Origin of the sequence: Paraburkholderia ultramafica (genome assembly GCF_902859915.1) — a bacterium.
GTDB classification, from domain to species: Bacteria; Pseudomonadota; Gammaproteobacteria; order Burkholderiales; family Burkholderiaceae; genus Paraburkholderia; species Paraburkholderia ultramafica.
Genome location: NZ_CADIKK010000029.1, coordinates 40,255 through 54,877, shown reverse-complemented (window position 1 = coordinate 54,877; position 14,623 = coordinate 40,255). Strand labels below are relative to the sequence as shown.

At 61.9% G+C, this 14,623-nt stretch carries 10 protein-coding genes and 1 pseudogene; 4 read left to right on the top strand and 7 right to left on the bottom strand.

All coding sequences use genetic code 11. The features are described 5' to 3' along the window. Positions 1-39: 39 nt before the first annotated feature. The 3 genes from HV744_RS26455 to HV744_RS26445 all read right to left on the bottom strand — a co-directional run bounded on the left by HV744_RS26455 (position 40) and on the right by HV744_RS26445 (position 3,377). Complete coding sequence (locus HV744_RS26455; protein ID WP_175152324.1) at positions 40-1,050, bottom strand: ornithine carbamoyltransferase; 1,011 nt, start codon at positions 1,048-1,050, stop codon at positions 40-42. Between the two features lie 74 nt (positions 1,051-1,124). Beyond that, a complete protein-coding gene (arcA, locus tag HV744_RS26450; RefSeq protein ID WP_175152323.1) occupies positions 1,125-2,378 on the bottom strand; it encodes an arginine deiminase in 1,254 nt (417 codons plus the stop codon). A gap of 816 nt (positions 2,379-3,194) precedes the next feature. Continuing rightward, complete coding sequence (locus tag HV744_RS26445; protein WP_175152322.1) at positions 3,195-3,377, bottom strand: hypothetical protein; 183 nt, start codon at positions 3,375-3,377, stop codon at positions 3,195-3,197. A 117-nt stretch (positions 3,378-3,494) separates the two neighbouring features. On the opposite strand from HV744_RS26445, the gene speC reads away from it, so the two are divergent. The 3 genes from speC (at position 3,495) to HV744_RS26430 (ending at position 10,553) form a co-directional block, all read left to right on the top strand. Beyond that, positions 3,495-5,858 (top strand): ornithine decarboxylase, encoded by a 2,364-nt coding sequence (gene speC / locus HV744_RS26440; protein WP_175152321.1) that lies wholly within the window; start codon positions 3,495-3,497, stop codon positions 5,856-5,858. Positions 5,859-5,890: 32 nt separating this feature from the next. After that, a complete protein-coding gene (gene potE / locus HV744_RS26435; protein WP_175152320.1) occupies positions 5,891-8,152 on the top strand; it encodes a putrescine-ornithine antiporter in 2,262 nt (753 codons plus the stop codon). Positions 8,153-8,237: 85 nt separating this feature from the next. Then, entirely contained in the window at positions 8,238-10,553 is a 2,316-nt protein-coding gene (locus HV744_RS26430) for an Orn/Lys/Arg family decarboxylase (RefSeq protein ID WP_175152319.1), read from the top strand. Positions 10,554-10,639: 86 nt separating this feature from the next. Here the strand turns inward: HV744_RS26430 and HV744_RS26425 are convergent, their stop codons facing one another. Next, the gene (locus HV744_RS26425) at positions 10,640-11,314 is read right to left on the bottom strand and encodes a MarC family protein (protein WP_175152318.1); all 675 of its coding nucleotides are present in this window, start codon (positions 11,312-11,314) and stop codon (positions 10,640-10,642) included. Between the two features lie 239 nt (positions 11,315-11,553). On the opposite strand from HV744_RS26425, the pseudogene HV744_RS26420 reads away from it, so the two are divergent. Then, positions 11,554-11,640: pseudogene (locus HV744_RS26420) on the top strand (siderophore-interacting protein); the annotation flags it as partial. Between the two features lie 3 nt (positions 11,641-11,643). Here HV744_RS26420 and HV744_RS26415 read toward each other — a convergent pair. From HV744_RS26415 to mmsB, 3 genes are read right to left on the bottom strand one after another with little or no spacing between them, the layout of a single operon-like run. Beyond that, positions 11,644-12,831, bottom strand: a complete 1,188-nt coding sequence (locus HV744_RS26415) for an enoyl-CoA hydratase/isomerase family protein (RefSeq protein WP_175152317.1) — start codon at positions 12,829-12,831, stop codon at positions 11,644-11,646. Further along, positions 12,828-13,673 (bottom strand): enoyl-CoA hydratase, encoded by an 846-nt coding sequence (locus HV744_RS26410; protein WP_175152316.1) that lies wholly within the window; start codon positions 13,671-13,673, stop codon positions 12,828-12,830. The genes HV744_RS26415 and HV744_RS26410 overlap by 4 nt, the downstream gene beginning before the upstream one ends. Beyond that, positions 13,673-14,584: a 3-hydroxyisobutyrate dehydrogenase gene (gene mmsB, locus HV744_RS26405; protein ID WP_175152315.1), complete on the bottom strand. Its 912-nt coding sequence runs from the start codon at positions 14,582-14,584 to the stop codon at positions 13,673-13,675. The genes HV744_RS26410 and mmsB overlap by 1 nt, the downstream gene beginning before the upstream one ends. Positions 14,585-14,623 lie beyond the last annotated feature (39 nt).

Below are 14,623 nucleotides of genomic sequence, written 5' to 3'. Positions count from 1 at the left end.
TGCGCCGCACGGCGACGAACACGGGGCAAGCCGATACGCTCAGATATCAGCCAGCGTCGCGACGAGAATGGCCTTGATCGTGTGCATCCGGTTCTCGGCCTGTTCGAAGGCGATGTTGTAATCCGACTCGAACACGTCTTCCGTCACCTCGATGCCGTTCGCCAGATCCGGATAGCGTGCCGAGATCTGCTGACCGACCTTGGTCTCGCTGTTATGGAACGCGGGCAGACAGTGCATGAAGCGGGTTCGCGGGTTGCCCGTCGCATCGATCAGCGCGCGATTCACCTGGTACGGCAACAACACCTTGATTCTTTCGTCCCATGTTTCGACCGGCTCGCCCATCGACACCCACACATCGGTGTGAATGAAGTCGACCATCTTCACCGCTTCTTTCGGATCCTCGGTGAGCGTGATGCGCGCCCCGCTCTCTTTGGCAAATTGCTGGCACGCCGCAATATGCGCCTCGTTCGGCCACAACGACTTCGGCGCTGCAATGCGCACGTCCATGCCCAGCTTCGCGCCGATCAGCAACAGCGAATTCCCCATGTTGTTGCGCGCGTCGCCGAGATAGGCGTAGCTGATGTCCTGCAGCGGTTTGTCCGCGTATTCCCGCATCGTCAGCACGTCGGCCAGCATCTGGGTGGGGTGGTATTCGTCAGTCAAGCCGTTGAAGATAGGCACGGCTGCGTAACGCGCGAGTTCTTCCACCACTTCCTGACTGTATCCCCGGTATTCGATCGCGTCGAACATACGGCCCAGCACGCGCGCCGTATCCTTCATGCTCTCCTTGTGCCCGATCTGGGACGAGCTCGGGTCGATATAGGTGACGTGCGCGCCCTGGTCGTGCGCGGCGACTTCGAACGCGCAGCGCGTGCGCGTCGAGGTCTTCTCGAAGATCAGCGCAATGTTCTTGCGGCGCAAATGCTGCTGCTCCGTGCCCGCATACTTGGCACGCTTGAGATCGCGTGACAGATCCAGCAGATAGCGCAGTTCGCGGCCGGTATGATGCATCAGGCTGAGAAGACTACGGTTTTGCAGATTGAAAGCCATGAGTTTTCTCCATCTATAGGGCGGCTGCGCGTTTTTTGCGCGCAGCGCAAATATCTCTCGAGATTTGGGGGCGCTCAGTAATCGACCGCATCGCGCGAGATTGGGCACGTCATGCAATGCCCGCCACCGCGTCCGCGCCCAAGCTCGCTGGCGGTGATCGTGATCACTTCGATCCCGGCTTTGCGCAGAAGCGTGTTCGTGAACGTGTTACGGTCATAGCCGATGACGACGCCGGGCTCGACACACACCATGTTGTTGCCGTCGTCCCATTGCTCCCGCTCCGCCGCAAAGCGGTTGCCGCCCGTTTCGACGACGCGCAGCTCCTTCAGGCCCAGCGCATCGCCGACAGCCTGCACAAACGGCTTGCCTTCGCGCCGGATGCTCATCCCATACGCGGTTTTATCGTCGGGCCTGATCGTGAACGTGACGATCTGTCTGACCACTTCCGGGAAAATCGTCACGAGATCGCGGTCGCAAAAGCTGAACACCGTGTCGAGGTGCATCGCGGCCCGTGATTTCGGCATGCCCGCAACGAGCACCTGTTCGGCCGCGCCTTTCTCGAACAGCGATCTCGCAACCTGTCCGATTGCCTGGCGCGTCGTGCGTTCGCCCATGCCGATCAGCACGACGCCCTTGCCGATCGGCATCACGTCACCGCCTTCGAGCGACGATGCGCCGTGGTCCGTGTCAGGATCGCCGTACCAGATCTCGAAGTTGGCATTGGCAAACGTCGGATGAAACTTGTAGATCGCTGCTGCGAGCAGCGTCTCCTGCCGCCGCGCCGGCCAATACATCGGATTGAGCGTCACGCCGCCGTAGATCCAGCAGGTGGTGTCGCGCGTGAACACCATGTTCGGCAACGGCGCAAGCAGGAAGCTGGAGTAATCCAGATACTCGCGAAACAGATTTAGAACGGGCGCATTGCTGCCCGGAATGTCCTCGAGCGACACGCCTCCGATCAGAAACTCCGCAAGCTTGCGCGACTCGAGTTCATTCATCCATGCACGCACTTCGTTACTCAGACCCACGCCGACGCTGTCGTCGGAGATCCTTCGATCCAGCACCCATTTACGCGCATCGGGATTGTCCATCGTCTGCGCGAGGAGGTTGTGCACGTCCAGCACTTCCACGCCGCGATCGCGCATCTTGGTGACGAAATCGAAGTGGTCGCGCTTCGCCTGGTTCACCCAGATGACATCGTCGAACAACAGCTCGTCGCAGTTGCTAGGCGTCAAGCGTTGGTGGGCAAGCCCGGGCGACGAAACCATGACCATGCGCAGCTTGCCAACCTCGGAGTAGGCTCCGAGCCTGGTGACCTCTGTGTTCATCGCGTTCTCCCATACCCGAATCAGATCGTCATGGAGCCGTTGTAGAGACCGGCAGCCGGCAAGATAGCTGCGATCAGAACAGCGGCGAAATCAGCTTCCCGCAGTTTCCTGCTTGCAACAGAAGCCGGCTTGCTTGCCCGCTTTGCCCGGCCGAAGACTAGCGCGCCTCAAGGTCAGAGCAAACGCGGACAACTACAGATGTGCGATGAATCGGGAAGCTCAGCAAGCTCGCGCTGCTCAATGGACTAGCGGAGTAGCCGGAACTCGAGTGCTTCAGTCGATCCGGGCGGAGATTCCATTTGCAGTGGTCCCGTCGCGATACATTGCAATGCAGCAGACGAGAGGCGGATTTCCGCGTGCCAGCCGACTGGAAATTGTCGCTTTCGCAAGAACATCGCATGGTTTTCGCTTATCGTCCCGCCGCATATCTGGCAATGCCGGCGTCCCCGCTATGGTTGATTCAGTTGAATCTCGACACACCAGGGTTTTCATCACGCACAGTGAAAGACGCTTCATTCGAGCGTTCTTTTCCGCCGTGCCTTTAATAGAACCGGCACGTCATCTGCAGATCATTCTGGTTGATAAACCCGCATTGTTCAAGCTCGCGACGGCGCCCAACTACTATCGTAAATGCGAGTGGCAATCTGACTTTCTTTGTCAGTCATGCTAAGAAAATCAACAACGTCTGTCCATTCTGACAATTTCGCCATATTGCCGTCATTTTTTTAGCAAATCCGACTCCGTTAGACTTGCTAATCGGCCCGTCTTTTAAGAACTTGCATTAAGCGTAGAACTCGCCAACTATCTATGTAGCACCTACGACCGTTCTATCGACTCACTTTTGGTGAGTCGGTTGCCGAGCACCCAGAAAAGCCGAGAGACCCGCAGCAAGGCATTTTTTTTGCTGCCTTCCGCCATCTGATCGCTGGTATTCCATAGCTCGGCAACCGCTGCACTTGTGATCGCCTTCCCGTTAGCTGTCGGCTGGAAAAAGAACATGCACTAAACGCCGGACACTGCCGGCGCTTGGATTTGCGTTTGCGGACTGGCGTCTGGCCAGACCTCCGCCGCCAGGACAGAACCTGACTTGCGAAGCCTGCTGAAGAAGGAGTGACCATGGTCCCCGGATCCTTGAAGGCGCCCACTATTCCGATTCCGTTTCACAAGCTCATGAAGATCGTCGCGATCGTGGACCGCAGCGATGCGCAGACCAATGAGTTGCTGGAGCAGATTACTGCGGAGCATTTCCGCGTCGAAGTCACCGATAGCCTGACACGCGATGTCAACGAAGACGCCGACGTCGGTGCGTACATCGTGCTGGTCGACGGCCCTCGCCTCGAAGGCGCGCGCAAGCTTGCCGCTGCCGTGCGCGCGCTCGGGTTCCGCACGCCGCTGTGGGCGCTGGCGAACTCGCATCGTCTGTCGGATCTCGCGGTAATCGGCGGGCTGGGCGAAGTCGATGGATATATCTATCTCGGACAACAGACACCGGCTTTCTATGCGAAGCAGGTCATGGCAAGCCTCGTCAAATACGGGCTGACGCTGCTGCCGCCTTTCTTCGGCGGACTCGTCGCCTACGACGCCGCAGCCAATATCGCATTCGATTGCCCTGGACATCAGGGCGGGCAGTTCTATCGGAAGTCGCCCGCTGGGCAGTTGTTCTTCAAGCATTTCGGCGAAAGCATTTTTCGTAACGATCTGTGCAATGCCGACGTCGATCTCGGCGACCTGCTGATTCACGAAGGCGCGGCCGCGGCTGCGCAGCGGCATGCCGCCGCGGTGTTTGGCGCGGACCAGACGTACTTCGTTCTCAATGGCACCAGCACCTCCAACAAGATCGTGACGGGGGCCGTGCTCAAGCGCGGCGACCTCGTTCTGTTCGACCGGAACAATCACAAGTCGCTGCATCAAGGCGCGCTCGTCCAGGCGGGCGCCATTCCGATCTTCCTGCCGACCGCTCGCAATGCCTTCGGCATGATCGGTGCAGTCGACTGGTCGGCATGGGATGAGGACGCGCTGCGCGAGCAGATCCGCAACCACCCTCTCGTGAACGACCCGGAGCGCGCCAACGCGGAGCGCCCATTCCGGCTCGCCTGCATTCAGCTTGCCACCTACGATGGAACGATCTACAACGTCCGCAAGGTGCTGGAAAAGATCGGCCATCTGTGCGATTACGTGCTGTGGGATGAAGCGTGGATCGGTTACAACGCCTTCCATCCGCTGTTCAACGATCACAGTCCGATGCGGCTGAAAGATCTGACGCCGCAAATGCCCGGCCTTTTTTCGACCCAGTCGGTTCATAAGCAGGGCGCCGGTTTCTCTCAAGCCTCCCAGATTCACAAGCGGGACCAACACATTCGCGGCCAGAAACGCTTTATCGAGCACAAGCGCTTCAACGAATCGTTCCTGATTCACGCCAGCACCTCGCCGTTCTATCCGCTGTTCGCGTCCCTCGACGTCAACGCCAAGGTACACGAGGGCAAAGCGGGCGAAATGCTGTGGGACGGCTGCATCGAACTGGGCATCGAAGCGCGCAAGAAATTCCGCCAGTTCGCCCGCCACTATGAGACGACCGGGCAGACGGCGCAGGAGCAATGGTTCTTCGATCCTTTCGTGCCCGACGTCGTCGACATCCGCAATTCGAATTTCATGCCCGACGCGTCGAACCTCGCGTGGGAAGACATTCCGACCGACGTCATCAAGCACGAGCAGCAGTGCTGGGAATTCCGTCCGCAAGCCACGTGGCACGGCTATACCGGCTATGCCGACGGTTACGTGATGGTCGACCCGAACAAGCTGAATCTGCTGACACCCGGCATCGACCGGAAGACAGGCGACTATCTGGATTTCGGCGTGCCCGCGACGGTCGTCGCGAACTACTTGCGCGAAGAAGGGATCGTCCCTGAAAAGTGCGACCTGAACAGCATCCTCTTCCTGATGACGCCCGCCGAAGACGAAAGCAAGCTGAACACGCTGATCGCCCGCTTCGTCAAATTCAAGAACCTGTGGGACCGCGACGCCGCGCTCGCGGAAGTATTGCCGACGCTGTGCGCCACGCACAGCGAACGCTACCAAGGCTACACGCTGCGCCAGGTCTGCAACGAAATGCACCGTTTCTATCGCGAGGCGAACGTCAAGAACCTGCAGCGGCTGTGCTTCCGCGCATCGAGCTTTCCGGAACTCGCGATGTCGCCGGAAGAAGCGTATGAGGCGCTGGTCGCGAACCGGGTCGAGTATATGCCGCTCGATCAGGCCAAAAACCGTGTCTCCGCCACCCTCGCACTGATCTATCCGCCAGGGATCGGCGTCGTGCTCCCCGGCGAACGTTGGGATGACCGTGCCCAACCGATGCTGGATTACTTCATGGCGTTCCAGGAATCTTTCAACCGTTTCCCGGGCTTCAATTACGAAGTTCAGGGCGTATTCCAGGAACGCGAAAACGGTCGTATCCGGTTTTATACCTACGTGGTCAGTGAATAAGCGATAACGAAAGCCACTAAGGAGTGTGCGCCATGGCTAATCAACCCAAGAAGATGAACGTCGTGCAACTGACGTTCATCGTTACCGTGAATATGATGGGCTCGGGCATCATCATGCTGCCCACCAATATGGCCAAGGTCGGCGCCATTTCGCTGCTGTCGTGGGTGGTGACGGCATTGGGCTCGATGGCGATCGCCTATGGCTTCGCGCAGGCCGGCATTCTCAACCAGCGCGCGGGCGGCATGGCGGCTTACGCCGAAGATGCCTATGGGAAGCCGGGATACTTTCAGGTGTTCTTCCTGTATTTCCTGTCTCTGGCGATTGCGAATGTGGCGGTCGCCAGTTCGGCGCTCGGCTATCTCGCCGCCTTCTTCCCGGTCCTGACGTCGTCGCCGATCGCAACCTGCGTCGGTGTGATCGCGTTGTTGTGGATCACCACGGTCGCCAACTTCGGCGGTCCGAAGCTGACCGGACGCATCGGCTCCGTGACGGTATGGGGCGTGATTCTGCCGGTGGGTTTCATGTCCTTCGCCGGCTGGTTCTGGTTCCACCCCGGCATCTTCGCGGCCGCCTGGAACCCGCAGGGGCTGCGGCTGATAGAAGGCATGGGCTCCAGCATCTCGCTGACCCTGTGGGCATTTCTGGGGATGGAATCGGCGGTGCAGAACTCGTCGGCCGTCGAGAATCCGAAACGCGACGTGCCGCTCGCGTGCCTGTTCGGCACGCTGGGCGCGGCGGTCGTCTACATTCTCTCGACCACTGCGATCCAGGGCATCGTGCCCAACGCGGATCTCGCGAAGTCGACCGGGCCGTTTGGCCTCGCCTTTGCGCAGATGTTCAATCCGGCGGTCGGTTCCATCGTGATGGGGCTCGCGGCCATGGCGTGCGTCGGCTCGTTGCTCGGCTGGCAGTTCACGCTGGCCCAGACCGCGAAGGATGCGGCGGACAGCAACATGTTCCCGTCGATTTTCAGCAAGGCGAGTCTTGCGGGCGCACCGATTGCCGGCATGATCATCATGGGCATCGTCCAATCGCTGATGGCCCTGTCGACGATTTCGCCCAACCTGTCCGAACAGTTCGCGGCGCTGGTCAATCTCGCGGTGGTCACCAATGTGGTGCCGTACATCGTATCGCTGTCGGCCCTGTTCGTGATGATGCGCGAAGCGGGAACCGAGCCCGCCGCCTACCGGCGCAATGCGGTAGTCACGGTGATTGCGATGGTGTACTCGACCTACGCGCTTTACGCTTCGGGCAAAGACGCGGTAATGGGCGGCATGCTGGTGATGGCGATCGGCTACGTGATCTATGGCCTCATCGCGCCACGTCTTGGTCTGCGCGGCGCCAAAGCACGCAAACCCGCCGTGGCGGCGGCCAGCATCATCGCCTTTTTGTTGCTGTGCGCGCCCGCGCCTCGCCCGGCGCATGCAGCCGAAACAGGCGCAACCGCGCCGGCGGCCACAGCCGGTGCGCTCGCGCGGATCAAGCAATCCGGCAAGATGAACATCGGCTACGTCAACGGCGCCAGCCCGTTTGTGTATCGGGACGATGCCGGCCATGCGGTGGGCTATCTCGCGGCGCTATGCCAGAACGTTGCCGATCAGGTCAAAAGTGAACTGGGTCTGCCCGCGCTGACGGTGAACTGGACGCTGGTTGCAGCGGACGACCGCTACCGCGCGCTCCAGGAGCGTCGCATCGACCTGCTGTGCGGCGACTCCGAAACGCTGACAGGCCGCGGCTTCATCAGCTATTCGCTGCCCGTCTATCCGGGCGGCGTCGGTGCGCTGTTGCGCGCCGATGCGGCACCCGGGCTCAAGCAGGTGCTGAGCGGCGACACACTGCCCCACCAGCCCGTATGGCGTGGGTCGCCGGCGCAGCTGCTGAACGCGCAGACGTTCTCGAGCGTGAAGGACTCGCCGACCCAGCGCTGGCTGGCGGACCGGATCGATCACTTCCAGCTGACCGCGCAGGTCGTCGACGTGTCGAGCTTTAACGAAGGCGTGCAACGGGTGATCAACCGGAAAACCAACGTGTTCTTCGCGGAGCGCCAGATCCTGCAGGACGCGGTCAAGCGCAGTCCGGCGTCGAGCGATCTGGTGGTCCTGCAGCGCCGTTTCACGGACGTACCCGTTTCGCTAGGCGTCGCGCGTGGCGATGAGGACATGCGCCTGTTCGTCGATCGCACGCTGAGCAAAATGTTTGCATCGGGCCAATATCGTGGACTCTATGTGAAGTGGTTCGGTGAGCCGGACGAAGACACAAAGAATTTCTACCGTCTCGCCGTGTTGCCCGAGTAAGTGCTCAAGCGTTGGCGAGGCGCCCGGATACGCCGCGCGCCTCGCCAACGCTTGCCGTCGCCGCGTCCAACCTGGGGAAATTCACATGTCTTCGTCGTCCGAACCCGTCTATCGCCGTCTCGGCATGAAAGCGCTGCTGGTGCATCATGAAATCGATGCTCGCACCGCAAGCGGCCGCGCCGCCCAGTCGCTCGCCGCCGAACTGGAAGAACGGCAAGTGCGAGTTGTCATTGCGAGCTCGGCCGACGATGCGGTATCGGTCGTCAAATCTGACCCGCTGATTCAATGCCTGCTGCTGGATTGGGAACTCGACAACGACGAAAGCCATCAGCAGGCTCAACGTGTGCTCGACGTGCAGCGGCTGCGCAGCGCGACGGTGCCGATCTTCCTGCTCGCGAGTCGCACGAGCGCCGCGACCGTCCCCGTCGACGCGATGCAGAAAGCGGACGACTTCATCTGGATGCTGGAAGACACCACCGCGTTTATTGCCGGCAGAATCGTCGCGTCGATCGAGCGCTATCGCGTGACCGTGCTGCCGCCGATGTTCGGCGCGCTGGCGCGCTTCTCGCGCGTGTTCGAATACTCGTGGCATACGCCGGGCCATACGGGCGGCACGGCGTTCATGAAATCGACCGTGGGGCAGGCGTTCTTCGAGTACTTCGGCGAACAGCTGTTTCGCTCGGACCTGTCGATTTCGGTGGGAGAACTCGGCTCGCTGCTCGACCACAGTGGACCGATTGGCGAAAGCGAACGTTATGCGGCCCGCGTATTCGGGTCGCATCGCACGTATCACGTGACCAACGGCTCTTCGATGTCGAACCGCGTGATCCTGATGGCGAGCGTGACACGCAACCAGATCGCGCTGTGCGACCGCAACTGCCACAAGTCGGCCGAGCACGCGATGACGATGTCGGGCGCAATCCCGACCTATCTCGTGCCGTCGCGCAACCGCTATGGAATCATCGGTCCGATCATGCCCGAGCGGCTCACGGCGGCGGCCATCCGCCTGCTGATCGACCAGAACCCGCTCGTCAAGAATCACGCAGGCATCGAACCGACGCCCGTGCATGCGCTCGTGACGAATTCGACCTACGACGGACTCTGCTATAACGTCACGCGTCTGGAGGAACTGCTGGGAGAAAGCGTCGACCGTCTGCACTTCGACGAAGCCTGGTACGGCTATGCGCGCTTCAATCCGCTCTACAAGGATCGCTTCGCGATGCACGGCGATCCTGCCGACCACGACGCGTCGAAGCCGACCGTTTTCGCGACGCACTCGACGCACAAGCTGCTCGCGGCGCTGTCGCAGGCATCGTTCATTCACATCCGCGACGGGCGCAACCCGATCGAGCATGCGCGCTTCAACGAAGCGTACATGATGCACGCGTCGACTTCGCCGCAATACGCGATCATTGCGTCCAACGACGTCAGCGCCGCGATGATGGACGGCCCCGGCGGCGAGGCGCTCACAGGCGATGCGATCCGCGAGGCGATCGCGTTTCGTCAGATGCTCGGCAGGCTGCACGCGCAGTTCGATGAGCAAAACGACTGGTTCTTCAATGGCTGGCAGCCCGAGGTCGTGCTCAATCGCAAGACCGGCCGGCGCACACCCTTCCACGAAACCGACGAGGAACTGCTGGCGACCGATCCGTCCTGCTGGGTCTTGCACTCCGACGAACTGTGGCATGGCTTCGGCACAATCGAAGACGGCTACTGCATGCTGGACCCGATCAAGGTATCGATCCTGACACCCGGCATCGCGCCGACGGGAGGGCTGATGACGGTCGGCATTCCGGCGTGTGTCGTGACTGCCTATCTGGCTCGCCACGGTATCGTCGTCGAGAAGACCACCGACTTTACGATTCTGCTGCTGTTTTCGATCGGCATCACGAAGGGCAAATGGGGCACGCTGGTCAACACGCTGCTCGACTTCAAGAAGGACTACGACGCCAATCTGCCGCTCGACCAGGCGTTGCCGGATCTCGTCGCGCGTTATCCGCAGCGGTATGGCCGCCTCGGGCTGCGCGAACTGTGTGACCTGATGTTCCAGGCGATGGGCGATCTGAAGACGACCGAGATGATGTCACGCGGCTTCTCGACGCTCCCCGATCCGCAGTACAGCCCGCAGGAGGCATTCGAGTTGCTGGTGCATAACGAGGTGGAAACGCTGGAACTGTCGCAAATGGAAGGCCGCACGGTGGCCAACGCGGTGGTGCCCTACCCGCCCGGCATCCCGCTGCTGATGCCCGGAGAGAATGCCGGACCGGCCGACGGTCCACTGCTCGGTTACCTGAAGTCGCTCGAACAATTCGATCTGCGCTTCCCTGGCTTCACGCACGATACGCACGGCGTCGAAGTCGAGGACGGCGTCTATCGCATCGCCTGCATCAGGAAACAGTAGACAGGTGCGTCGAGCCTGCCGCGCATGAAGGGGCACGGGCGTGACGTCGGACGCGACCAGGTCTCGCTGGGCGCGGACATCTGATTTCACTGGACGGACAACCGCACCGATTCGAACAGCTGATCGAGGCCGAGCCAGATGATCTGAATGCCGATACAAAACAGCACAAACGCGAAGAGGCGCATCGCCACCTGCGTACCGATCGGGCCCAGCAGCCTCTCGACATGGCCGGCGAAGCGCACGCAAAGGTAGATGCTGCCGCATAGCAAAATCATCGCGACGGCCACGCCGATCACGTTGATGATGGAAATCCCGGTACGGGGCCTGCCCGTACCGAGCGCGATCGCCACGGCGATCGAGCCGGGACCCACGGTGACGGGCAGCGTCAGCGGATAAAAGGCCTTCGCACCCAGCGTCGCCTTGCGTGCCGCATCCGACGCCATTCTCGGCTCCGTGCCCCGATCAGCGTCATCGGGCGTGTGCAGCAGCGTCCAACCGGCGAACGCGATGACCAATCCGCCCGCGACCCGCAACACCGGTATCGATATGCCGAAGAAGGACAGCACGTACGCGCCGATCAGAAGAGAGGCAAGCAGAATAATCAGGCTGTTGATCGAAATGGCTCGCGCGAGATAGGCCCGTTCCGCGGGTGTTGCATGTGGCACGAGGCTGAGCACGATGAATCCGGCGGCGGGCGGATTGATGACCGGAAACAGCCCAGCGACGACCAGTAGAGTCGTTTCAACCAGTTGATTCAACATCTGCTTTACCTCTCGCAGGCACGTTGTCTGGAATATCAAACCGTCGGACCTCAGCGTAACACCCAGCGCGGCACTTGAATGGAGTCGAGCGCATTCACCAGCTTCGATGAGGATGCCTATAGAGGATAGATTGATGCTGAAACACCGTCGCGCCGATCACCCGCTCGTTCATCCCGTCTTCGAAATCGATCCACCTCGAATTGAACCGTCGATCATTTCGATGCGCGGCGCAGGCCGCGCAACGCGGCGTCGGCAAGTCGCGGATTCGCGCGGCCAGCTACTGGAAACAGGGCGCCGCGGCGGTCCACGAAACGCTCGACGATTGAGCGTTAGCGCTCACCGGCGTGCCCGGTTCGTGCGGGCGCCGGACACCCCTGCTCCGCCCCCAACCCAACCAGCGGATGTACCTCGCTTTTCCACGGCGAAGCCAGAAAATGCCTGACCCGTTCGGGCCGCACTTCCGCGAGCGTCGCCGGCGCCCAGCGGGCTTTACGATCCTTGTCGATCAACTGCGCCCTCACCCCTTCGCAGAAATCGCCCTCCTCGATCACCCGTTTGACGATGCCCAGCTCCATCCTGAAGCACTCGGCGAGCGTCATCTGCCGGCCGCGCAACAGCGCCTCGCGCGTGACGCATAGCAGCGTCGGCGAGTGGCTGGTCATGGCGTCGTAAGTGGACTGCAACCACTGTTTCACCTCGCGCGACGGCTCACGCTCCAGGTCTTGCCGCAATGTCGCGATGATCCGCTCGACGCTCGAGCGCCGGTCGAAATGCCGCAACATCAGCTGTGTAAACGGCGCCAACGCCGCGTGCGGGATGATGTTGCACGGCGGCTCGAACACCCCGCGCAATGCGGCCATCAGATCGCCTTCATGCGACATGCGCTGCAGACGTTCTTCAAAACTGCCGAGCCATTCGGCCGGCACGCACAGATCGGCCAGATGCAGACGCAACGCATCGGCGCCGGACAAGGTTGCGCCGGTCAGCCCGACATACAGCTCGACCTCCGCCGGCATCACGCTCAGAAAACGCGTCGCGCCGACATCCGGCAGGAAGCCGATGCGCGTCTCCGGCATCGCGATCTTGCTGCGCTCGGTGACGATGCGCAGCCGCGCCGCCTGACCGAGCCCCATGCCGCCGCCCATCGTAATGCCGTCGAGCAACGCGACCACCGGCTTCGGAAACGTGTGCAGCGCGTAGTCGAGCCGGTATTCGTCGACGAAGAACGCGAGCCAACGGTGATCGCCGTTCTTCGCCAGCCGCTGCACTTCGCGCACGTCGCCGCCGGCGCAAAAGCCCTTCGCGCCCGCGCCTTTCAGCACGAGCGCGACGATACCGCTATCGCTGCGGCAATGTTCGACCAGCACCGCGAGTTCACGCACCATCGCATGCGAGAGCGCATTGAGCGCGGCCGGCCGGTTCAGCGTGATGATCGCCACGCGGTTGACGACGCGAAACAGAATCTCGCGTTCCGCTTCCATGCCCGTATCTTGCACGACGCTTTGCAAGGCGCTCATCGGTGGGTCTCCTGCTGCGCGTGGCTGGTGTGTGCCGTGTGATCGGCCTGCTCCGTAGGCTGAGCTTGAGCCACCTGCCAGCGCGGCGCGCGTTTCTCGAGGAACGCGTTGACCCCTTCGCGCTGATCGGCGCCGTCGAACAGATCGATGAAGCGCTCGCGTTCCAGCGCCAGCGCCGCCGCGCGTGGCACGCCGTTGCGGGCCTGATGAATCAGGCTCTTGCTGAAACCGACCGCCTGCGGACTCAGACCCGCGACACGCGCGGCCATCGTCAGCGCGGCTTCACGCGCGGCACCCTTTTCCACCACGTCCTCGACCAGACCGATGCGCAACGCGGTCGCCGCGTCGACACGTTCGCCGGTGAGTATCATCCGCTTGGCCCAGCCTTCGCCGACCAGCCACGGCAGCGTCTGCGTACCGCAACCGCAAGGCAGCAAACCGACCGCCGTCTCCGGCAACGCCAGCAACGCATGCTGTTCCGCGATGCGGATATCGCAAGCCAGCGCGCACTCGAGTCCGCCGCCCATCGCATAACCGTTGATCGCCGCGATCACGACCGGCCGCGCGTTCTGCAAGGTCTCGAACGCGGCGCCGAAGCGCGCCGCCGCGGTGCGCGCGACTTCGCGGTTGCCATCGGCGAACGTGTTCAGATCGGCGCCCGCGCTGAAAAACTTCGGCCCGTCGCCGGTCATCACGATGGCCCGCACGCGCGCTTCGCCGTTCAACTGCTCGACGGTCCGCTGCAATTGCAGCAAGCCGTCAGGCGTGAACGCGTTGGCGGGCGGCCGCTTCAGCGTTAGTTGCGCGACGGTGCCGTCGTGCACGTAGTCGAGTTCGATCATCACGCGTCTCCGTCCTTGCCGGTGTCATTGTCGTTGCGATAGAGCTTGATGACCGCCGAAAAGTCCAGACGTCCCGCGCCTTTCGCGCTCATCGTTTGATAAAGCTGCTGCGCGAGCGCGCCGAGATAGACCGGCTGACGCGCGGACCGGGCAGCGTCGGTGGCGAGACCCAGATCCTTGAGCATCAGGTCGGTGCCGAAGCCGCCGGTATAGCCGCGACTCGACGGCGCGGTGTCGATCACGCCGGGCATCGGGTTATACGTGTCCGAACTCCAGCAACGCCCGGTCGACGTATTGATGATGCCGCCGAGCACCTTCGCGTCAATGCCTAGCGCAACGCCGAGCGACATCGCCTCGGCCACGCCAGCCATCGTGATGCCGAGCACGAGGTTGTTGCAGATCTTCGCGACCTGGCCGGTGCCGGTATCGCCGCAATGCACGATGTTTTTCCCCATCGCAGACAACACCGGCTTGACCTGTTCATACGCGCTCGCGCTGCCGCCGACCATGAAGGTCAGCGTGCCCGCCGCCGCGCCGCCGGTGCCGCCCGATACCGGCGCATCGACGAAGGTGTTGCCATGCTGCGCCGCGAGTTCGGCGAACGCCTTCACGCTGGCGGGATCGATCGTGCTCGAATCGATGATCGTCACACCCTTCGCGATGCCGGCGAACACACCGTCGTCCGCGCTCAGCACGCTGCGGACATGCGCCGCGGCGGGCAGCATCGTGATCACGCACTCCACATCGGTCACGGCCGCTTTCGGCGACCCGGCCGCTTTCGCGCCCGCCTCGACGAGCGCCTGCACGGCTTGCGCGTTCAGGTCGAATACGTTGACCGTGTGGCCCGCCTTCAGCAGGTTGTGCGCCATCGGCGCGCCCATGTTGCCGAGTCCGATAAAGCCAATTTTCATGATGTCGTCTCCGTGTGTCTGCTCGCTCAGCGCGCGCTC

Bases quoted from the DNA above. Each gene is read 5' to 3' on its own strand.
- speC (WP_175152321.1), top strand. From the start codon at position 3,495: ATGGTCCCCGGATCCTTGAAGGCGCCCACTATTCCGATTCCGTTTCAC.
- HV744_RS26445 (WP_175152322.1), bottom strand. From the start codon at position 3,377: ATGTTCTTTTTCCAGCCGACAGCTAACGGGAAGGCGATCACAAGTGCA.
- HV744_RS26410 (WP_175152316.1), bottom strand. From the start codon at position 13,673: ATGATCGAACTCGACTACGTGCACGACGGCACCGTCGCGCAACTAACG.
- potE (WP_175152320.1), top strand. From the start codon at position 5,891: ATGGCTAATCAACCCAAGAAGATGAACGTCGTGCAACTGACGTTCATC.
- HV744_RS26415 (WP_175152317.1), bottom strand. From the start codon at position 12,831: ATGAGCGCCTTGCAAAGCGTCGTGCAAGATACGGGCATGGAAGCGGAA.
- mmsB (WP_175152315.1), bottom strand. From the start codon at position 14,584: ATGAAAATTGGCTTTATCGGACTCGGCAACATGGGCGCGCCGATGGCG.
- HV744_RS26455 (WP_175152324.1), bottom strand. From the start codon at position 1,050: ATGGCTTTCAATCTGCAAAACCGTAGTCTTCTCAGCCTGATGCATCAT.
- arcA (WP_175152323.1), bottom strand. From the start codon at position 2,378: ATGAACACAGAGGTCACCAGGCTCGGAGCCTACTCCGAGGTTGGCAAG.
- HV744_RS26430 (WP_175152319.1), top strand. From the start codon at position 8,238: ATGTCTTCGTCGTCCGAACCCGTCTATCGCCGTCTCGGCATGAAAGCG.
- HV744_RS26425 (WP_175152318.1), bottom strand. From the start codon at position 11,314: ATGTTGAATCAACTGGTTGAAACGACTCTACTGGTCGTCGCTGGGCTG.